Here is a 20,250-nt window from a genome sequence, read left to right on the forward strand (position 1 = left end):
CGCTGACAACCTCCCTGGTTACTTGTGGCTCGCTTTGCCCAGCGCCTTGGCCACCAATTGCTCATAGAGTTCGGCGTAGGGCTCGACGGCCTTGCACCAGTTGAACGGTGCGGCCATCGCCCGGCAGCGCATGGCGTTGAGCAGGCCGGGGTAGGCGAACACCTTGAAGGCGCGGCTCAACGCTTCGCGGTAACTGTCGGCCGTGGATTCGTTGAACAGGAACCCGGTGACGCCGTTCTCGATGGTGTCGGCCAGGCCGCCGGTGTTGCGTGCCACCGGCAGCGAACCGAAGCGCTGGGCGTACATCTGGCTCAATCCGCAGGGCTCGTAGCGCGAGGGCATCAGCAGGAAATCGCTGCCGGCGAACATCCGCCGGGCGTCGGTCTCGTTGAAACCGATGCGCACGCCGATCCGCCCCGGAAAGCGCAGGGCCAGTTCGCGCATGGCCTGTTCCTCTTCCGGCTCGCCGCGGCCGATGATCGCGATCTGGCCGCCGTTGCGCACGATGTACTCCGACACCGCCTCGGTCAGGTCCAGGCCTTTTTGGTAGACCAGCCGCGAGACCACGGCGAACAGCGGGCCGTCGCAGTCGTCCAGGCCGAACAGTTCGCGCACGTGGTCGGCGTTGGTCGCCTTGCCGTCCCAGTCGCCGATGGCGAAGGGCGCGAACAGGTGCGGGTCGGTCGCCGCGTCCCAGCTCTCGTCGATGCCGTTGGGGATGCCGCTGAGCAGGCCTTGCTGGGTCTTGGCGGCAAGAAAGCCGTCCAGGCCGCAGCCGAAGTCCGGCGTGGTGATTTCCTGCGCGTAGGTGGCGCTGACCGTGGTGATGTGGCTCGAATAGGCCATGCCGGCCTTGAGGAACGACATCTTGCCGTAGAACTCCATGCCTTCCTGTTGCAGGGCATGGGCGGGGATGCCCAGTTCCGGGCAGGAGCCCAGGCTGGTCACGCCCTGGTAGGCCAGGTTGTGGATGGTGAACAGGGTCGGGGTGCGCTGCCCGCGCCAGTGCATGTAGGCGGGGGCCAGGCCGGCGGGCCAGTCATGGGCGTGCACCAGGTCCGGGCACCAGTGGATCTGCGCGAGATTGGCGGCGATGTCGGCGGCGGCCAGCCCCAGGCGGGCGAAGCGGATGTGGTTGTCCGGCCAGTCGCGGCCGTTGTTGGCGCCGTAGGGCGAGCCCTCGCGGGCATAGAGTTCGGGGCAGATCAGCACATAGATGACCAGGCCGTCGGGCATGTCCATGCGCCCGATCCTGCACGGCGGCAACGCCGCGTGGCCGCCCAGTTCGCCGACGACGTGGATCGGGTTTTCGCTGTTCATCACTTGCGGGTAGCCGGGGATCAGCACGCGGACATCGTGCAGGTGCGCCATGGCCCGGGGCAGGGCGGCCGAGACGTCGCCCAGGCCGCCGGTCTTGACCAGGTCGGCGATCTCCGAGGTGACGAACAGCACTTTCTTGCGGTTGGGGTTCTGACCGGTCGCCGGCGTCAGCGGGCGGGCCGCCGGGGCGTTGATCGACCGGCTGCCGGGGACGGTCATGGCGTTCGCGTCGCCGAGGGACGAATGGGCACGCTCTCCCTGAATATCCAATGCCGCTCTGATCATTTGAATCTCCCGTGTCTTTGAACTGGTTCTTGTCTTGAACAAGCGATGTCCATGGCCGGATCCTGTGGCCGGGCGCAAACGCGCCACGCATCGGAGAGCACACGCTACCCAACACGCGCAAGCAGAATGGGTGAAGAGGCCATTGCAAGAGTCGAACCAGCCGCCTTGGCCCTGTCTTTCTGATGACCCGCCGCGGTCAGCAAAAGTTTCTATTGTTTTTCCACTTTGTGACCGGCCGGTCTTGTACCGCGAAAATCAGTCTAGGCCAGATCCTAGAGCGGGCCATGACAAACGCATGAATTGTTTGACAATCCGTTTCCGGGCCTTGGAAACCGTGGGTTGCGGGGCCGGGCGCACCGACGAAGTGCAGGTTTTGCGGTGGGCGTGGCCCCATGTTGGTGACCGATCAGTCACGATTCCGGGCGCGGGGAAGGGGCAGGTGCACTGTTGCGGTGCGGACAGTACTGTTGGCGGGGAGACAGTCAGGCATCACCGCGGGCAGGTTCGTGGCCACAGCATTCGTCTGTAGAAGCGAACCTGCCCGCGAGGGGCGTCAGTTGAGCAAACGCAGCGGTTCACCGGCCGCCCAGGCCTGAATGCCTTCGATCATCTGCGAAAAGAACAGGCTGTAGTTCTGCCGGCTGACATAACCGACATGAGGCGTGGCCAGCACGTTGTTCAGCGTGCGGAACGGATGCAGCGACGGCAGCGGCTCCTGGTCGTACACGTCCAGCGCGGCCCCGGCGATCTGCCGCTTCTGCAAGGCCTTGATCAGCGCCGCTTCGTCGACGATCGGGCCCCGCGCGGTGTTGACCAGCAGCGCCGTCGGCTTCATCCAGCCCAACGCCTGGGCATCCACCAGGCCACGGCTGCGCTCGCCGAGCACCAGATGCACCGACAGCACATCGGCCTGCTCGAACAGTGCCTGCTTGCCGACAAGGGTGACGCCGGCCTGCGCCGCGCGCTCGGCCGTAAGGTTCTCGCTCCAGGCGATCACGCGCATGCCGAACACCTGACCGAACTGCGCCACCCGCTGACCGATGGCGCCCAGCCCCAGGATGCCCAGGGTCTTGCCGTGCAGGTCGCCGCCCAGACCCTGCTGCCACTGGCCGGCGCGCAGGGCGTTGGCTTCGTTGACCAGGTTGCGGGTGGCGGCCATGACCAGCGCCCAGGTCAGTTCCGGCGCGGCGTGCCTGTAGCTGTCGGTGCCGCAGACCTTGATCCCCAGCCGGGCGGCGGCGGGCATGTCCAGCGCGGCGTTGCGCATGCCGCCGGTGACCAGCAGCTTGAGGTTCGGCAGACGCCCGAGCAGGTCTTCGTCGAAGCGGGTGCGTTCGCGCATCACGCAGATCACGTCGAAGCGGGCCAGGCGTGCGGCCAGGGTGGCGTTGTCCGCCGGGTAGTCGTGGAGGAACGTCACCTCGCCCAGAGGGTCCAGCACCGACCAGTCGACCACGTCGCGGGCCACGTCCTGCCAGTCATCGAGCACTGCAATCTGTACCGCCATCAGCCTTACCTCTTCAACGAACGGGAGGGGTGTTGTCCAGCCAGCCCAGCAGCGCCTTGTGGAACTGCGCGGGCTCTTCCATCTGTGGCGCGTGGCCGAGGCCCGGGAACTCCACCAGCGTGGACTGTGGGATCAGCCGGGCGACCTGTTTGCCGAGCTCGTCGTAACGGCCGATCCTGGCCTTCACCGGCGGCGGGGCGATGTCCTTGCCGATGGCGGTGGTGTCCGAGGTGCCGATCAGCAGCAGGGTCGGCATCTTCAGGTCCTTGAACTCGTAGTAGACGGGCTGGGTGAAGATCATGTCGTAGATCAGCGCCGAGTTCCAGGCGACCTGGGTCTTGCCCGGGCCGTTGCTCAAGCCCGCGAGCATGTCCACCCAGCGGTCGAACTCGGGCTTCCAGCGGCCGCCGTAATAGGTGCTGCGTTCGTAGTCGCGGATGCCTTGGGCGGTGACCTTCAGTTCGCGCTGATACCACAGGTCCACGGTGCGGTAGGGGACGCCCAGGGCTTTCCAGTCTTCCAGGCCAATGGGGTTGACCAGCGCCAGCCGCTCAACCTGGTCGGGATACAGCAGGGCGTAACGGGTGGCGAGCATGCCGCCGGTGGAATGACCGAGCAGCGTGGCTTTCTGCACGCCCAGCGCCTTGAGCAATTGCTGGGTGTTGGCCGCCAGTTGCTGGAACGTGTACTGGTAATGCGCGGGTTTGCTGGAGGTGCAGAAGCCGATCTGGTCCGGTGCGATCACCCGGTAGCCGGCGTCGCTCAGGGCCTTGATCGAGCTGTCCCAGGTGGCGCCGCAAAAGTTCTTGCCGTGCATCAGCACCACGGTGCGCCCGTTGGCCTTGCCGTGGGCGGCGACATCCATGTAGCCCATCTGCAGGGATTGGCCCTGGGACTCGAAGGCGAAGTGCTTGAGCGCGTAGGGGTATTCGAAACCTTGCAGTTCGGGGCCGTACTGCGGGGCTTCGGCGAGTGCGGTCAATGGCAGGGCAGTCAACGGCAGGGCGGTGCCCAGGAACAGGCCGGGCAACCAGCGGCGGAGCGGGACGGGCATGGGGCGGACTCCGGTGGAAATCGGCCGATGCTGGAACGGCCGGATTAGGGCGACGTTAAACAGAGGCAATGCCCGCACGGAAACGTTCAACCGGTCCAGCCCAGGGTCAGCAGGGCCAGCACTGCGTAGCGGGCGCCCTTGGCGAACGTGACGATGAGCAGGAAACGGGCGAGCGGTTCGCGCATGGCGCCGGCCACCAGCGTCAGCGGATCGCCGATCACCGGCAGCCAGCTGAACAGCAGCGACCAGCGACCGAAGCGCCGGTAGTGGGTGCGTGCGCGATCCATGTGCCGTGGGCTGACCGGAAACCAGCGCCGGTCCTGAAACCGCTCGAGCCCCCGCCCCAGCCACCAGTTCACCAGCGAGCCGAGGACGTTGCCTGCCGTCGCCACCGCCAGCAGGCCCCAGAGCCAGTAGCGGTCGCTGGCCAGCAGGCCCACCAGCGCCGCTTCCGATTGCAGGGGCAGCAGGGTCGCCGCCCCGAACGCAGCCAGGAACAGCCCGACGTACACCGTGGCCATCAGTGTGCCGGGTAGTCCGCCACCACCACGTCAGTGCCGTCCCTTTTCAGGCCGATGACCTGATAGGCGTCGCTCATGCCGTCCATCTCCATGCCCGGCGAGCCCATCGGCATGCCGGGCGCGGCCACGCCGAGCAGGTCGTCGCGCTGGCTCAGGGCCCGCACCTGTTCGGCGGGCACGTGGCCTTCGACGAACTTGCCGTTGAGGATCGCCGTGTGGCAGGACGCCAGGCGCGGCGGCACGCCGTGCTGTTGCTTGAAGGCGCTCATGTCGGACTCGACATGGTCCTCGACCTTGAAGCCGTTGGCCTCCAGGTGGCTGACCCATTTCTTGCAGCAGCCGCAGTTGGCGTCGCGGTGGACTTCGATGGGGATGAGGTCGGCGGCCTGGGCCAGGGAAGAGAAGAGCAGGACGCCCAGGGCGGTCAGACGCAGGTGGTTTCGCATGGCAGATTCTCGACTCGGGTGACGGCCAGAAAAGGAACGCATTCTGACCGGTTTTTCCTGCTCGGCATCAACGGAGTGTTACTAAAAGCTTCAAGCTGCAAGCTTTAAGCCCCAAGCTGATGGCTTGCAGCTTGCAGCTTGCAGCTTGCAGCTTGCGGCTTGCGGCTTGCGGCTTGCAGCTTGCAGCTTGCGGCTTGCGGCTTGCAGCTTGCAGCTTGCAGCTTGCAGCTTGCAGCTTGCGGCTTGCGGCTTGCGGCTTGCAGCTTGCAGCTTGCAGTCACCTCACCTTGAACCGCCCCATGATCGCGCTCACCCGGCCGTTCGCCTCCGCCAGTTGGCGGGTGTTGAGTTCGCTGGCCTGGCCGCTCTGCACCAGTTCATCGACCATCTGCCGGATCTGCACCATGCTGCGGTTGATCTCTTCGGTCACGGCGCTTTGCTGCTCGGCGGCGGTGGCGATCTGGGCGCTCAGGCTGTTGATGTGGCCGACGGAGCCGGCCATCTCGTCCAGCCCTGCGTTGACCCGGGCGGTGGCGTCGGCGGCCGATTGGCAACTGGCCTGGGTGTTTTCCATGGCGCTGACTGATGAGCTCACGCCCTGGGTCAGACGGGACAGCATTTCGTTGATTTCCGAGGTGCTGGCCTGGGTGCGGGCGGCGAGGGCGCGGACCTCATCGGCCACCACGGCAAAGCCGCGGCCTTGCTCGCCGGCGCGGGCCGCTTCGATGGCGGCGTTGAGGGCCAGCAGGTTGGTTTGGCCGGCGATGGCGCCGATCACCCCGAGGATTTCGGTGATGCGCTGGGCGTCCTGTTGCATGCTTTCGACCTTGTGGGTGGCGCTGGCCACTTCGTCGATCAGGGCCACCACGCTGCCGGAGGCCTCGCCGACGACGACCCGCGAGCGGTCGGCGTTTTCGTTGGCGCGGCGGGTGAACGCGGCGGTCTCGGCGGCGTTCTGCGCGACGCTTTCGGCGGTCGAGCTCATTTCATTGATGGCCGTGACGGTCTGGTCGGTTTCCGAGGCGTGGCGCAAAAGGATCTGGCTGGTGTGCGCCGAGGTGCGTTGCAGGTTGTCCAGGCTCGAGGCCATGGCGCCGGTGGCCTGGGTCACTTCGCCGATCATGTTCTGCAGATAGGCGATGAACGCATTGACCGAGTGGCCGATGGCCCCCAGTTCGTCTTCGGCGCGGATGGTGATGCGCCGGGTCAGGTCGGCGTCGCCGCTGGACAGGGAATCGATGTTGGCCTTGAGGGCCTTCATGCGCTGGATCAGTTGGCGGATGGCGTAGACCTGCCACAGCACCAGCAGGATCACCAACGGAATCTGCAAAAGGCTCAGGGTGCCGAGCACGTCGTCGCGCTGGGCGGTGATGGTGCGGGTCGGCAGGGCGGTGGCCAGGAACCACGGGGTGCCTTCGATCGGGCGCATGAAGAAGGTGCTGGCTTCGCCGTTGTCGTCGAACTCGCTGCGTTGGGTCCGGTCGCGCTGCTGCAGGCCGGCCTTGACCTGGCTGGCGAAAGGCGAATTCAGCTCGCTGATGTTCTTGAGCACGATCGGCCCGTTGATGCGCGAGCTGTTGCTGATGATCTTGCCGTCGGCCTCGACGATCAGCATTTGCGCGTTGAGGTCTTTTTCCTTGCGCGCCACCAGGTCGTTGAAGAAGCCCAGCGTCACGTCGATGGTCGACACGCCCCAGGCTGCGCCGTTCTTCTGGATGGCCATGGCGCAGTTGGTGCGTGGCTCGGCGCTGGCGTCGTCCTTGTAGGCGGCGGCCCAGGCGCACTGGCCGCGCGGGGTCTGCATGCCGCCCTTGTACCAGCTCTGGTCGTAGTAGTTGGGGGCCGCATCGCTGTTCCAGAAGGTGTTCACCGCCAGTTTGCCCGAGGCGTCGCGGTGCCAGAACGTGCTGAATTTGTTGCGCCCGGCCTCGCGCTGGCCCGGCAGCGGCCAGATGCCGCCGCCGAACACCTTGAGTTCGCCGTACTGATCCACCAGGCCCGGCAGCACCGCGTCGATGGCCGCGCTGTCGAGCAGGGGGACGGTCTGGGTGATGCTGCGTTGCTGGGCCTGGACCTTGTTCAGTTCGCCCTGGATCTGTTCGGCGACTTCGGCGATCCGGTTGAGCGCCACTTGCTCTTCGGTCTGGCGCAGCTTGGGCGCGACCAACTGACTGATGCCGACCACGGTCAACACAGAGAGCAGGAGGATGAACAGAACCAGAAACAAGGTGTAGCGAGCCTGAATGGTGCGGAATGCGGGCATGAAGACCAGTCCTTGAGCGGCGATTCTTATTGTGGGCAGCGAAAAAAACACGCAGGTGTCCTTAGCTATCGTCGGCGTTTCGCGAAGCTTTAGGTACTTTCGTGCCAGAACGGCAGGCGGCGACAAACGGACGTATCCGGACTGTTACAGAGAAACTAACCGGACCGTACGTTAGAGCAAAAAAACTACTTTGGCCGCTCCCTTATGCCGCTCTAGGCCAATGGATTCGGGCTGTCCGCCATTTGTGTCGAAAATGTACAAGAATTGTAAAAAAGGACAGAAAACGGTTGGTGCTATCACTTTGCCGACCGATACTCGCGGCCAGTTCAAGTCGTTCACCAAGGACTTTCCATGTTCATCCCGCAAGGAGCCCAATCATGACCGTCGGCTATACCGGCGCCTGGCAAAGCAAGGCAGGCCTGTTGGTCAGAGACACCCGTTCATCGAGCAAGCCCGTCTCCCAAAGCGTCAAGGTCAAGCAGATGCTCGCCCTCGTGGGCAACGACCCCACGGCGCTCAACACGGCTGAGATGGACAGGCAGCGCCTGCACAAGAACATCAAGGGATTCGATCCGGAAAACGTTTCGCCCAAGCAGTTGGGCACCCTGAGCACGTTTCTGCGCAGCCGTGGGCTGATCTCCGACATCACCGCGATGACCTTGCTCAACGCCGGCGACAAGTTCGACCGCTTCGGCGTCCAGAAGGACCCGGATGCCAAGTTCAACGCCCTGGAGTATTTCGCCACCCAGCTGGACACCATCCAGAACAACAACCTCAAGGGCAACAAGTACGCCAACGGGTTGATTCCGGAATACAAGAAAGCCATTTACGTGCTGCAGAACCTGAAGACTTACGGACAGGGCGGCGAACGCGCCCTTCCGACCGACAAGGGCGTCAACGCCAAGGCGTGACGAACGACAAAGGCCCGCCCCCTCAAGGCGGGCCTTTTAGCGTCAAGGCCGGGCGACCCGCTGCAGGTCGTCCTGCAAACCCTGCATGTAAGGGCAGTGCAACGTCAGCGCGCGCTGCCGCATGCCCCGGTGGAACAGCGCCATCCAGCCGTCGCTCCCTTCATCCGGCGTCACGCCGCAAAACACGAACCCGGCCTGCGACAGGGTCTGCAGATCCGTGGCGAAGTCTTGCCCCAGCCTGAGCCTGAGGGAAATCCGCCAGCGTTCCGGCAGGCTGATCAACTGCCGGGCCAACTCCGCGTCGAGCGCCTCAAACACCCCATCGTAGCGGTCGCCGTGCAATCGCAGGCGCGCCGCAGGCCCGACCCAGGGCTGCGCTCGGTGATCCGTGCCGAAGACATCGCACAGGTGCTGCATGAAGCGCCGAGAACTGTGTGGCCAGCGCTGCGCGGGCAGAGGCCGCCGATGGCCGGAGAGGGGCCGGTAGCCGATGACGACGGATTCCGGTTCGGGATCGCCGACCGGCGAGGGCGCGTAGTCCGCAAACAGCGCGGTGCCGTGAAAACCGAGCGTTTCGGCCATGCGCTGGGTGTAGGGATGCCGGGTCACTTGCTTGATCGTCACGCCCCGGTAACCCATGGCCTCGGCGCGGGTCAACAGTTCCCGGCCCAGCCGTGTCGCGATGCTTCGGCCGCGGGCATCGGGGTGCACCACGCTCAGCGCCAGTTCGGCGGTGCGCCCGCCCTCGGCGCGGATCAGCGCCGCATGCCCCACCACCCGGTCAGCGCTCACCGCCAGCAGGGAATGCCAGCGGCCATCCGTTTGGTTCTGGGTGATCATGCGGGGCAGGTACACCTGGGGTTGAACGTAATGGTGTGCGTAGACCTCGCGGAACAACCGCGTGACGGCGGCCGCATCGTCGCTGCGGTAGCGCCGCAGAATGACCGGCTCCATCACGGCTGCTCCTGGCGCTGACTTTCGTAGGGACGCAGATCCACCACCCGCCGCTGTTTGCCCGAGCGCGGATGGCGCAGCAACTGTTCCACGGTGCAGCGGCAGATGCGCAGTTCCAGCAAACCGTCGGCGGTCAGCCGTTCGATCTGCGGGTTCTGTTCGGTCAGCGCATCGCGCAGCGAATCCCCGGCTGCAATCCCGGTGTCAGGGCCTGAGGCGCCCGGCACCCAGTTCAGGCTGACGACGTCCCGGCCCTCGCATTGCTCGATGAGCAACTGCCAATCGTCGCTCGCGGTGATGCGCCGCACGCACTCGCCGATGGCATGCGGCTCCAGGCTCAGGATGCCGACCCTTACCCGCTGGCTGTCGCTGCTGCGGCCCGTCAGCGCAAACTTGCGCTGCGGCGTTCCGGGCGGTTCCCGCCAACAGGCGAGGTCGCCGACCGGATAGCGGATCAACGGCATCAAGCGGCGGGTGAGGTTGGTGATCACCAGCCGGCCGGTGCGGTCGCAGGCTTCGATGGGCTCGCCCGACTCCTCGTCGAGGATCTCCAGCAGGCTGTGGCCGTCCGGCGTGCGGTGTTCGTCCATCGCGCAATCGGGATGGCGGGTGCCGATGAGTCCGGCATCGACGCTGGCATAACCGATGGACGCCACCTGAGCCTTGGGGAATGCCCGTTCGAGCAATCGCCGCTGACCGGCGAACACGCTTTCGCCGCCGTAGAGCACGGCGGTGACGCCCTCCAGCGCCCGGTTCCGGCCGGCGAGCCAGGCGGCGAACGTCAGCAACTGCGCGGGCACACCGGCCAATACGTTGATCCGGTGGCGGACGATGGCCTCGGCCAAGGGGGCCGGATCCACGCTACCGGTGAAGGGATACTCGGTGACGGCTGTCCCGACGTGCGCAAGGGCGTCGTGGACGAAAACAAAACTGGCGTACAGGTCGCCTGCGAAAAACAGGTTGGCCACCCGGTCGCCGGGGGCCAGTTGCAGGGCCAGGCTGCGGCCGAAGTCGCGGGTCAGCGTCAGCCATTCGTCACGGCTGAACACCGACAGCTTGCCGTCGCCGGTGGTGCCGCCGGTCTTGAACACCAGGGCGCTGTCCGCCTCGCCCGTCAGCACCGGCCAACGGTCAAGGCGTTGGGCGTCTTTCCAGTACTCGCCGGGATCGACGACCGGCAGTTGGGCAAGTGAGTCGATGTCCCGTGGCGCGTCTGCATGAAGCCGTCGGTAGAAGCGCGAATGCCGACGGGCGAAGGTCACCAGCCCGTTCAACGTTGAAGTGTTCTGCATGATGTTCTCGACAGTGAAATCAGGGTGAATAAGCGCCGCGCCGTCCATCAGCGCCGCGAATCGATCAGCAACGGCGTCTTGCCGCTGTGCCGGTTGCGGGTGAAGCGCTCGGCAGGGAACGTTTCGATCTCCAGCGTCAGCAGTCCGGTGTTGATCAAGGTTGCCAGCGTCGGGTAGCCCAGCAGTCGTTGGCGGGCATCCCCGACCGGCCGTTCGCTGCGAATCCGCAGGCGTTCGAGGCCGTCGGGGGCATGGTCGAGCAGCACCTGAAACGGCGTTTGCAGGTGCTGCGCAAGCTCGGTGAGGGAGAGGAAATCGGTGCCGATGCGGATGAGCTTGCCGTGGCGATCCAGCAGTTCGAACCGCGGCGAAGCCAGGCCGCAGGCGCAGCGGCCCGGCAGCCAGCGGCCGCTGTCGCCGATGTCATAGCGCTGCACGTCCTGGCCTTCGCGTGCGATCGAGGTGAAGAGCAGGCGTCCGGGCTCCTGACCGTCCACCGGGCGGTCGGCATCGAACGTGACGATCTCCAACCGTTGGGTCTCGCTCATCAGATGAAAGGTGCCATCGGCCGTGGCGCGGCAGGCGTGCCCCAAGGGACCTGCGTCGACGCTGCCGTAGATGGCCGAGCGGATCAGCAAGACGCCGCAGCCCTGCATCAATGCACGGCTTTGTTCGCTCAGGTGCTCGCCGCCGGTGAACACCTTTTCCAGGCCGCCGTAGGCCCGCAGGCGTTCCTGTCCGTCGAGGAACAGGCGGTGCAGGGTGCTGGGCATGCCGACCAGCACCGTCACCCGCAGGCGAATGATCAAGTCCACGATTTCGCGGTAATCGTCATCGGCCGGGGCGCCCATGGGCAGGTGGGTGGCGTCGAGCAGTTCCAGGGCCTTGGCGAAACTGAAGAAGCCGCCGTACAGCCCGCCGCTGAAGAACAGGTTCATCACCCTGTCCCGGGCCGGTTCCAGGCCTGCCGCAAACAAACCATCGGCGGTGGCGCGCATGTGGCGGCGGAAATCGCGGTGGCTGAAGCCGGCGAGCGCCGGGGCGCCGCTGCTGCCGCCGGAGCGGAAGTACAGCTGCGCCGCCGGGTTGACCGGCCGCTGGACGAAGGCGTCCTTGGACAGGATCGGCCGGTCGCCGGGCGGCGGTGCGGCAGGCACCTCATCCAGCGTGGTGCGGCTGCCCGACAGGGTCGCAGGCAGGCCGACCGACACCCTCCGGCTCAGGCGCTGCAAGGCGTAGACGCCATCGTGGGGTTCGCCGGGGTAGCCGTCATGGATGGACTGGATCGGCGCAAGACGGGTGACGCCAGCAGTGAGCAGCCGGCGCGACAGGTCGGCCACGTCCTGTTCGGTGCACAGCAGCGCGCAGCTTTGCAGCCTGTTGCGCCACGGCAGCAGGGTTTCCGTCAACTGCGCACGGGGCACCGGACAGAGGTGCAGGGTGCGGAACAGCGGAGACGGTGTCAGCGCCTGCTCGTGGGTCCAGATCACCCGCCAGTGCCGGCCGTCCCAGACGTGGCCGGTCTCTGCGGCGAAGTGCCGGCCCAGCCGGGCCATCGCCGTCCGGGTGGTGATCTCCGACGCTTCTTCAAGGGTCGGCTCCAGAGGCGGCCAGTGGTGCGCGCGCCGTTCGAACGCCTGGGCCAGCTCGGCGCCGATCCGCTGCAGCACCGCTGGCTCGTCGCTGTCCACCAGCAGCCATTGCGGGCTGGAGCAGGCCTGCTGGTCGAGGCGGCAGACTTCGTCGGCCACCGCCTCCAGTGTCGCCGGCGAGGCGCTGTCCGGGGTCAGGTAGGCAAAGCTGATGCGGTGGCCCCAGTCGATCCAGCGGCAGCCGGGCGGCAACTGTCGGCTGATCGCCTGCAACGCCGTTTCGCCGCCCCAGGCCGAGACGCCGTCGGCCCATTGGCACAGCTCGCGGGTCTGTGCGGTGGTGGCCGGCAGCACTGCCACATGGCCGGCGAGCAGGCCGTCGGGGACGCACTGCACCAGCGCGTGCAGCAGTTGCGCAGTCAGTCCTGTGTCGCTGGCGCTGGGGCGCAACCAGTTGACGTTGCCGGCCAGCAAGCTTTCGACCACGGCGCAGAACGCCAGCAGCGGCGCATTGCCCGGGGTGATGTGAACCACCAGGCCCAGCGGGCTCCAGCCTTCAAAGCGCGAGTTTCGGTAGTCGGTGCGGCGCAAGGAGGCCGCTTGTTCGCCGAGCTCGCGTTCGAATTTCTCGAGCAGCGCTGACGGCTGGCAGAAGTCGATCAGCGCCTGGCGTTGCCCGGCTTCCAGGATCGGCAGGGCAGAGGTGTCCCGCAGACGTTCGGCAAGGGCTGCGGCCGCAGCGATGACGGTCGCTGAGCGCACTGCGGTTGCCAGGCGTTGCGGCAGTTCGGCGCGCAAGTGTTCCAATGCGGCGCTGAGGGTGCAGTCATCGCGCAGGTGTCCGTTGATCAGGTACATGTCAGTGGGTCTCCAACAGTTCGGCGGCGGCGATGGCGCAACTCCTGCCGGCGCTGGTGCCGGCGCGGCCGTGCAGTTCGAACCAGTCGCCGGTCAGGCCGCAGCCGCAGTCGGCGCCGGGGTGCAGGGTGGCGAGGTCGCTCATGACCACGGCATGGGCCGGGCTCGAGGTGATGTAGGGTGAAACGAAGCCCAGCAGGCCCGGACGGCCGTAGGGCTGGGCACGCAAATCCGCCGGATCGCGCACGAACGCCTTGGCGTACACCGGCACGTGGAAGCGGTGCCGGGCGCATTCGATGTAGGGCACCGCGTGTTCGACCGCGCCGTAGCCGTCGCGGCAGCGGGCAAGCGTGATGCCCAACTGTTGATGAATGCGTTGATAGAACTGCTGTTTGGGGATCTCTTCGCTGGTGCGGGCCTTCCAGCCGCCGCCGAAGAACGCCAGCGAGTCCGGCGCCAGTCGCAGGTCAGGCAGGCCCTGGGCGCTCATGTGTTGCAGCGCCTGCCAGAGAAACGCGGGAAAGCCGAGGATCCGTACCGGCAGGCCTTCCTCGGCGAACGACTGCAGCGCCTGGACGACGCCGAACAGGTCGAAGCGGTGACCGTCGGCGGTCGGGCGCAAGGCGTAGGTCACCCGGCGGGCCGGGGCGAACCGGCACAGGAACTGATCGGTGTAGGAGGTGCCCAGGCTGATGCGGCCCTGGGGCTCGTAGCTCAGCAGCAGGTAATTGCAGGGCGCGTGCGGCGTGTCCCAGCCGTAGTGGCTGAAGATCCGGCCGACCATGAATTGCGCGGCCTCCAGGCTGCGCCGGTCATAGCGCATGCGGCTTTTCTGGCCGCTGGTGCCGGATGAGGTGAGTTCCAGGGCGTCTTCGCCGGTCGGGCTGAGCAGCATCCGGCGCTTGAAGAAGTTGGCGAACACCGGCGGCAGCCGCGACCAGTCATCGAGGCTGTCCAGGTCCGCGACCGTCAGGCCGTTGGCCTGGAGCCAGGCCTCATAGCCGGGCGTGTGCCGGGCATGGAACCGGCTCACTTCGGCCATGGCCCGGTCGAACAGGCCCGGCGGTACGGATTGCGGGCAATAGGGTTGCGTCAACGCGCAGAGCGCATCGCTGTGTGGGAAACGGAACATGGATTGTCCTTATTGTTGTGTCACAGAGGTTCTGCCGTTTGGCATTGCGTGCAGGAAACGGTGGAGCAGGGGCAGGCTGAGCAGGCCGCCCAGCGCGGCCCAGAGGGCGAAGGCGGCCAGCCGGGTGCCGCCGCCGGCGGCGACGATGAGGGCGCCGCCGGCCCCCATGACGCCGATGGAAAGCATGCCCGCGGCGGCGGACACCAGGCCTTTGCTGTCATCGCTGGCGAACAGCGCCAGGCGATACAGGGCGGCGTTGCTCATGCCCACGCCGAGGGCGTAGACCGAAAGCCCGCCGATCAGCCAGGCGACCGAGGGCGAGGTCGCGGCCGTGCCGGCCAGGATCAGCAGCCCGAGGCAGAAAGGCCAGAGCGAAAGGCGGATCACGGCGGGCAGTTCGCGGCTCGCCAGCAAGCGGTCGAGGATCAGGTTGCCGGCGATGACTGCGCAAAACACCGGAATCTGCCACAGCGCGTACGCTCGGGTAGACAGGCCTGAGACTTCGATCAGCAGCAGGGGCGCCAGCCCGATCCAGGCCATCAGCGGCAAGCTCATCAGGCCCAAGGCGAGGCAAGCTCCAACGAACCTGCGGTTGCGCAGCAGCGTCAGGTAGCGGCGGCAGATCCGGCGCCAGCCAAGCGGGGACGGAGCCTGTCGCGTGCGGCCGTGCCGCAGATGGGCGACGGTTTCCGGCATGCACAGGTAAAGCCCGATCCACGCAACGGCGCCGGCGATGCCCAGGCCCAGAAACAGGTCGCGCCAACCGATCCATTCCAGCAAAAGACTGCCGAGCAACGGCCCCAACAGGGGAGACAGCAAGGCGACGTTGCCCAGCAGCGCCATGAGGCGCACGGCGTCGGCCTCGCGGAACGCTTCCTGCAATGCGGGGTAGCTGACGGCCACGACAAAACCCAGCCCGATGCCTTGCACAAAGCGCAAGGCATTGAAGGCTTCAATGCTGTGGGTGGCCCCTGCCGCCGCGCAGGCCGCAGTGAACAGCGCGCAGCCGGCCAACAGGGCGGGGCGCCGGCCGAAACGGTCCGACAGGGGGCCGATCAGCCATTGCAGGCAGGCGCCGCCGATCAGGTAGAGATGAAAGGCATACGGGACATGGCGCGTATCGGCTTGCAGCTCGCGGGTGACGGCCGACATCGCGGGCATGACCATGTCGCTGGCCAGGTAGGTCAGGCATTCGAACAGGGTGATGGCCAGGCAAAAGCCGAACACCTGGGCGGGCTTCAGGGGGATGAGGGTTCTTTGCATGCGCGTCCTTGGCATTAATCGATGAGGAGCGCAAAGAGTAGGGGGCGGGGGCGGGAGGCTGCCACGCCGCAGGTGTGACTCGATGTCTGGCCGATTTACACCGTATTGCTAGAAGATCATTTCCAACATTGCCTGGTTAAGTTTTCGATGCGATTCAGGTGTGTGTCGCCCATGAAAAATGCCCACATCCTCGTGGGCATTCCTTCAGGGGTTCATCAATTGGTTACAGTTGGATGGAGCGCGACAGGCTCATGAGCGGCAGGGCTCACCGATGGTAGTAATAGCCGGGTCCTTGCGGAGCGTAGTAGCGGTGACCGCCATGCCAGCCGTCGTGGGGGAAGATGATGCAGCCGCTGAGGGTCAGCAGTGCAAGAACCGGAATCAGCCAGGTGATTCGACGCAGCATTTCAAAAATCCTCATGGTTAACGCCGCCTGCGAGCCAAAACTCGTCATCGGCTGTAACATGAGACCCCGCCCGCTGCTGCGCATCCCCGCAATACGGTAAGCGCATGGCATGCAAGCCGATACAAACCGGATACATTCCAAGATTCAGGAACCCGCAATGACCCAGTCGCAACGCTTGAAATATTCGATTCTGATCGCCCTGGCCGTTCTGGCGATCATGCTCGGCCTGTCCTGGCTGCAGAACGCCGGCGTGATCGGCGAGAAGACGTTCCAGTACATCGCCATCGGTGTGGCGGTGGTCGTGGTGGTGATCAATGGCGTGATGCGCCGCAAGGTCAAGCCCTGACGGCGATCGCAGGTGGCCTCAGTCGGCGTTGAGCACGGCGCAGGCCTGAGGATGCAGGCTGTAGCTCTTGTCGGCGTTGTAGATGACCACGCCTTCGGTGCACAGGCGTTTGAGCACTTCGCGCACGCTGAGGAAGGACAAGGGAATGTCCAGGTCCAGCAACTGGCTGTGCACGCCGCGCACGCCCAGGCGGCGGTCGTTCTCGGCGGCGACCAGCAGGGCGTCGATGACTTTCAGGCGAATCAGGCTGGTGCGCAGGCCGAAGCTCTTGAGCAGCAGGCGGATGCGTTCGTTGCCGTGACGTTCGGCGCGTTGGCCGAAATTGCTCGCGAGGGGGCCCATCGAAGCGCCTTGCGACGCTTGGCTACCGTCCGTTGGTAGTGGTGGGTTGTACATGGGATTACTCCTTTCTCAGAGCCTGATCAGGAAAATGTGGCTGCTCTCTCTGTAACAAGACGAATCAGCACGCCAAATCATGAAGATCAAAATGTAGAAAATTTGTCGCCGATTCGTTGTTTCTCCGTGATCGCGGGGCGCAACGGGCGTCGGGCGGATTAAATTTTTTTTACCGGGCTCGTTCTCTGATCAGGCTCATTGCGCGTGGACGCGTGGGTGTTTCCGGAGCGGATCCGGTCTGCCCCGGTGCCGGGGCATGACGGCCGGATCCGCTCTTCGGCATTTGATCAGGAGCGAGCGTGATTATTTCCAGGCAGTTATCCGGACTGGCCCTTGCCGGTCTGTTTCTCGGGCTGAGTCTGTCCGCCCATGCGTTGAGCCCCTCGGCCCAGACCGGCGCCGACATCCGCCGCACCGGTTTCGGTGTGCCGCACATCAGCGCGCAGAACGAGCGCGGCCTGGGCTTCGGCATCGGTTATGCCTACGCGCAAGACAACCTGTGCCTGCTGGCCAACGAGATCGTCACCGTCAACGGTGAGCGTTCGCGTTATTTCGGGCCGCAGCAGCTGACGGTCGAGGAGCGGGAGAACCGCGTCAGCGACCTGTTCTTCACCTGGCTCAATACCCCGCAGGCCGTGCAGGCGTTCTGGCAGGCGCAGCCGGCCGAAGTGCGCGACCTGATGCAAGGGTATGCCGCCGGCTACAACCAATATCTGGCCGAACGCCGCCCGCAGGGGTTGCCGCAGCAATGCCAGGGCGATTGGGTGCGTGACATTTCGGCCCAGGACCTGGTGAAGCTGACGCGCCGTCTGCTGGTCGAGGGCGGGGTCGGGCAGTTCGCCGAGGCCCTGGCCGGCGCCACGCCGCCTCAGGCCAGCGCGCGGATCGCCGACGATGCGCGGGCCTACCGAGTGGCTGACCTGCACATGCAACGCTTCGCGCTGGACCGCGGCAGCAACGCGGTGGCGGTGGGCAGCGAGCGCTCGTTCAACGGTCGCGGCATGCTGCTGGCCAACCCGCATTTCCCGTGGGTCGGCGGCATGCGCTTCTATCAGATGCACCTGACCATTCCCGGCAAGCTGGATGTGATGGGCGCGGCCCTGCCGGGCCTGCCGGTGATCAACATCGGCTTCAACCGGCACCTGGCCTGGACCCACACCGTCGATGCGTCCAAGCACTTCACCCTGTACCGTCTGCAGCTCGATCCGAAGGACCCGACCCGCTACCTGCTCGACGGCCAATCGGTGCCGATGAGCAAGCAGACCCTGACCGTGCAGGTCAAACAGGCCGACGGGCAAGTCGTGCCGGTGACGCGTGACGTCTACAGCTCGCAGTTCGGGCCGGTGGTGCAGTGGCCGGGCAAGCTCGACTGGGACAACCAGTACGCCTACAGCCTGCGCGACGCCAACCTGGGCAACGACCGGGTGCTGACCCAGTGGTACGCGATGAACCGCGCCGCGGACCTGAAAACCTTCCAGGACTCGGTGCACAAGATCCAGGGCATCCCGTGGGTCAACACCCTGGCGGCGGATGACAAGGGCCAGACCCTCTACATGAACCTGTCGGTGGTGCCCAACGTCAGTGCCGACAAACTGGCCCGATGCAGCGATCCGCGCGCGGGCCAGCAAATGATCGTGCTCGACGGCTCGCGCCGCGAGTGCGCCTGGGACATCGACCCCAAGGCGGCGCAGCAGGGCATCTACGCCTCCGGCCAATTGCCGCAGCTGCTGCGCAAGGACTTCGTCCAGCATTCCAACGATTCGGCCTGGCTGGCCAACCCGGCCCAGCCGCTGACCGGGTTTTCGCCGCTGATCAGCCAGGAAGGCCAGCCGTTGGGCCTGCGTTCGCGCTTCGCGCTGGATCGCCTGGCCTCGCTGGGCAAGCAGGGCACGCTGTCGGTGCAGGACCTGCAAGCCATGGTGATGGACGACCAGGTGTACCTGGCGACCCAGCTCATGCCGGATCTGTTGAAGTTCTGCGATGCGAGCGCCGACGGGCAAGCGCTGAAGGCGGTGTGCGCCGACCTCAAGGCCTGGGACGGACGGGCCGACCTGGATGCCGGCTTGGGGCTGGTGCATTTCCAGAACATCATGCAGGCCTTGCAGGAGGCGCCGGACACCTGGCGTGTCGCGTTCGACCCCCGGCAGCCGCAGACGACCCCGCGCGGACTGGCGGTCGAGCGGCCGGCCGTGGCCAAGGCCGTGGGTGAAGCGATGCAGGCATCCGCGGAATCGGTCGCCAAGATGGGCCTGCCGGCGCAAGCCCGTTGGGGCGACGTGCAAGTGGCCACCAGCGGCGCGCACCACACGCCGATCCATGGCGGGCCGGGCACGCTGGGCATCTACAACGCAATCCAGAGTGTGCCGCGCGAGGACGGCCGGCTGGAGGTGGTGAGCGGCACCAGTTACTTGCAGGTCGTCACGTTCGACGACAACGGGCCTCATGCCCAAGGGCTGCTGGCGTTCTCGCTGTCGAGCGATCCGCAGTCGCAGCATTCGAAGGATCAGACCGAAGCGTTCTCGAAAAAGCAGTGGAGCGTGCTGCCGTTCACCGAACAGCAGATCAAGGCCGATCCGCAGTACCGGTCGCAGACGGTGCGGGACACCGCAGACAAGGCCGGGAAGGTGGCGGCGCAGTAAGCACCGCTAAACGGAGGCAGCATGAAGGCCGTACCCTTTGCGGGGTACGGCCTTCAGCTTTTTGGCGGTTGCTGCGGCATCGAGTTGATGACCGGGTTGCCGTCCTTGTTGCGGGTCAGGTAGACCGGCAGCGCCTTGGGCAGCGACGTCACCAGGCTGTCGAGCTCTTTGACGTTGTAGATCCCGCCGACCCGGATCGTGCCGGTGGCGTTGTCGGCGAGCATCAGCGGCTTGGCCAGGTAACGGTTGATCTGCGGCAGGGCTTCGGTCAGCGACAGGTTGTCCAGCACCAGCTTGCCGCTGCGCCAGGCCAGCGAACTGTCGTTGGCGTAGGTCTGGCTGATCTGCGGCATGAAGTCGCCGTGGCGGTAGCGGGCCTGCATCGACGGCCCCAGGCGCAGACCGTCGCCCGGCAGTTGCGTGTTGCTGGTGACCAGCACCGAGCCTTCGATCAGGTTCACCTTCACCTGATCCTCATACATCCAGACGTTGAAGCGGGTGCCGGTGACGCGGATCCGCCCTTCGCCGGCACGGACGGTGAACGGGTGGTTCGGGTCATGGCTGACCTCGAAGAAGGCCTCACCCTTTTTCAGGGTGACATGGCGCCCGTCCTTGTAGTTGGCGTAGGTCAGTTCGCTGTTCAGGTTCAGCTCGACCCGGCTGCCGTCGCTCAAGGTGACCTGGCGGACATTGCCGGAGGCCTCGAAATGCTGGTAGCTGTTGGGCAGCCAGCCCATGTTCCAGCCGGCCCAGGCCGCCAGCGGCACGGCCAGCGCGCTGACGCAGGCGGCGGTGGCGTACTGGCGCCAGGTCCTGGCGGGTTTGCCGAGGGGCACGACCACGGAGGGCTCCGGGCGCGGCAAGTGCTCGGCGACGTCCCAGATCTCCAGCATGGCCTCGTACTCGAACGCGTGCAGCGGGTCGGCATCGCGCCACTGCTCGAAGGCGCGCCGCTCATCGGCCGTGCAGTCGACCGCGTGCAGTCGCATGCACCAATGCGCGGCGGCATCGGTGATCGCGTCGTATTCGGCTTCCGAAAGGGTGTTCTGGGTCATCGAGTCGTCC

Annotated in this window: 17 protein-coding genes; 3 read left to right on the forward strand and 14 right to left on the reverse strand. The window is 65.9% G+C overall.

Annotated features, from left to right (window positions below; genetic code table 11):
- Positions 1-18 precede the first annotated feature (18 nt).
- The 6 genes from glgA to KVG96_RS09505 form a co-directional block, all read right to left on the reverse strand.
- Positions 19-1,605 (reverse strand): glycogen synthase GlgA, encoded by a 1,587-nt coding sequence (gene glgA, locus KVG96_RS09480; RefSeq protein WP_217891786.1) that lies wholly within the window; start codon positions 1,603-1,605, stop codon positions 19-21.
- Between the two features lie 553 nt (positions 1,606-2,158).
- Positions 2,159-3,112 (reverse strand): D-2-hydroxyacid dehydrogenase family protein, encoded by a 954-nt coding sequence (locus KVG96_RS09485; RefSeq protein WP_217891787.1) that lies wholly within the window; start codon positions 3,110-3,112, stop codon positions 2,159-2,161.
- 13 nt (positions 3,113-3,125) lie between these two features.
- A complete protein-coding gene (locus KVG96_RS09490; protein ID WP_217891788.1) occupies positions 3,126-4,166 on the reverse strand; it encodes an alpha/beta fold hydrolase in 1,041 nt (346 codons plus the stop codon).
- A gap of 86 nt (positions 4,167-4,252) precedes the next feature.
- On the reverse strand, positions 4,253-4,687 hold the full coding sequence (locus KVG96_RS09495) for a YqaA family protein (RefSeq protein ID WP_217891789.1): 435 nt from the start codon (positions 4,685-4,687) through the stop codon (positions 4,253-4,255).
- Complete coding sequence (locus KVG96_RS09500) at positions 4,687-5,133, reverse strand: DUF411 domain-containing protein (RefSeq protein ID WP_217891790.1); 447 nt, start codon at positions 5,131-5,133, stop codon at positions 4,687-4,689. The genes KVG96_RS09495 and KVG96_RS09500 overlap by 1 nt, the downstream gene beginning before the upstream one ends.
- Positions 5,134-5,410: 277 nt before the next feature.
- Positions 5,411-7,396, reverse strand: a complete 1,986-nt coding sequence (locus tag KVG96_RS09505; RefSeq protein WP_217891791.1) for a methyl-accepting chemotaxis protein — start codon at positions 7,394-7,396, stop codon at positions 5,411-5,413.
- 377 nt (positions 7,397-7,773) lie between these two features.
- Between KVG96_RS09505 and KVG96_RS09510 the strand changes: the two genes are divergently transcribed.
- Positions 7,774-8,307 carry a hypothetical protein gene (locus tag KVG96_RS09510; RefSeq protein ID WP_217891792.1) on the forward strand — a complete coding sequence of 178 codons (534 nt, stop codon included), beginning with the start codon at positions 7,774-7,776 and terminating at the stop codon, positions 8,305-8,307.
- A 42-nt stretch (positions 8,308-8,349) separates the two neighbouring features.
- Here the strand turns inward: KVG96_RS09510 and KVG96_RS09515 are convergent, their stop codons facing one another.
- The 6 genes from KVG96_RS09515 to KVG96_RS09540 all read right to left on the reverse strand — a co-directional run bounded on the left by KVG96_RS09515 (position 8,350) and on the right by KVG96_RS09540 (position 15,864).
- On the reverse strand, positions 8,350-9,261 hold the full coding sequence (locus KVG96_RS09515) for a GNAT family N-acetyltransferase (protein WP_217891793.1): 912 nt from the start codon (positions 9,259-9,261) through the stop codon (positions 8,350-8,352).
- The gene (locus KVG96_RS09520) at positions 9,261-10,553 is read right to left on the reverse strand and encodes a phenylacetate--CoA ligase family protein (RefSeq protein ID WP_217891794.1); all 1,293 of its coding nucleotides are present in this window, start codon (positions 10,551-10,553) and stop codon (positions 9,261-9,263) included. The genes KVG96_RS09515 and KVG96_RS09520 overlap by 1 nt, the downstream gene beginning before the upstream one ends.
- A gap of 47 nt (positions 10,554-10,600) precedes the next feature.
- Positions 10,601-13,003, reverse strand: a complete 2,403-nt coding sequence (locus KVG96_RS09525) for an aldehyde dehydrogenase family protein (RefSeq protein ID WP_217891795.1) — start codon at positions 13,001-13,003, stop codon at positions 10,601-10,603.
- 1 nt (position 13,004) lies between these two features.
- Positions 13,005-14,135 carry a LuxE/PaaK family acyltransferase gene (locus KVG96_RS09530; protein WP_217891796.1) on the reverse strand — a complete coding sequence of 377 codons (1,131 nt, stop codon included), beginning with the start codon at positions 14,133-14,135 and terminating at the stop codon, positions 13,005-13,007.
- 9 nt (positions 14,136-14,144) lie between these two features.
- The gene (locus KVG96_RS09535) at positions 14,145-15,398 is read right to left on the reverse strand and encodes an MFS transporter (protein WP_217891797.1); all 1,254 of its coding nucleotides are present in this window, start codon (positions 15,396-15,398) and stop codon (positions 14,145-14,147) included.
- Positions 15,399-15,663: 265 nt separating this feature from the next.
- Positions 15,664-15,864 carry a hypothetical protein gene (locus KVG96_RS09540; protein WP_217892481.1) on the reverse strand — a complete coding sequence of 67 codons (201 nt, stop codon included), beginning with the start codon at positions 15,862-15,864 and terminating at the stop codon, positions 15,664-15,666.
- Between the two features lie 97 nt (positions 15,865-15,961).
- Here KVG96_RS09540 and KVG96_RS09545 point away from each other — a divergent pair, with 97 nt between their 5' ends.
- A complete protein-coding gene (locus KVG96_RS09545; RefSeq protein WP_217891798.1) occupies positions 15,962-16,150 on the forward strand; it encodes a hypothetical protein in 189 nt (62 codons plus the stop codon).
- Between the two features lie 18 nt (positions 16,151-16,168).
- On the opposite strand, the gene KVG96_RS09550 is transcribed toward KVG96_RS09545, so the two are convergent.
- Positions 16,169-16,546, reverse strand: coding sequence for a fe2+ zn2+ uptake regulation protein (locus tag KVG96_RS09550; RefSeq protein ID WP_217891799.1), 378 nt, complete (start codon positions 16,544-16,546; stop codon positions 16,169-16,171).
- Positions 16,547-16,845: 299 nt separating this feature from the next.
- Here KVG96_RS09550 and pvdQ point away from each other — a divergent pair, with 299 nt between their 5' ends.
- Positions 16,846-19,185 carry a bifunctional acylase PvdQ gene (pvdQ, locus tag KVG96_RS09555; protein ID WP_217891800.1) on the forward strand — a complete coding sequence of 780 codons (2,340 nt, stop codon included), beginning with the start codon at positions 16,846-16,848 and terminating at the stop codon, positions 19,183-19,185.
- A gap of 53 nt (positions 19,186-19,238) precedes the next feature.
- Here the strand turns inward: pvdQ and KVG96_RS09560 are convergent, their stop codons facing one another.
- Positions 19,239-20,240: a FecR family protein gene (locus KVG96_RS09560; RefSeq protein WP_217891801.1), complete on the reverse strand. Its 1,002-nt coding sequence runs from the start codon at positions 20,238-20,240 to the stop codon at positions 19,239-19,241.
- Positions 20,241-20,250: the final 10 nt, after the last annotated feature.

It is taken from the genome of Pseudomonas ekonensis, assembly GCF_019145435.1.
GTDB lineage: Bacteria > Pseudomonadota > Gammaproteobacteria > Pseudomonadales > Pseudomonadaceae > Aquipseudomonas > Aquipseudomonas ekonensis.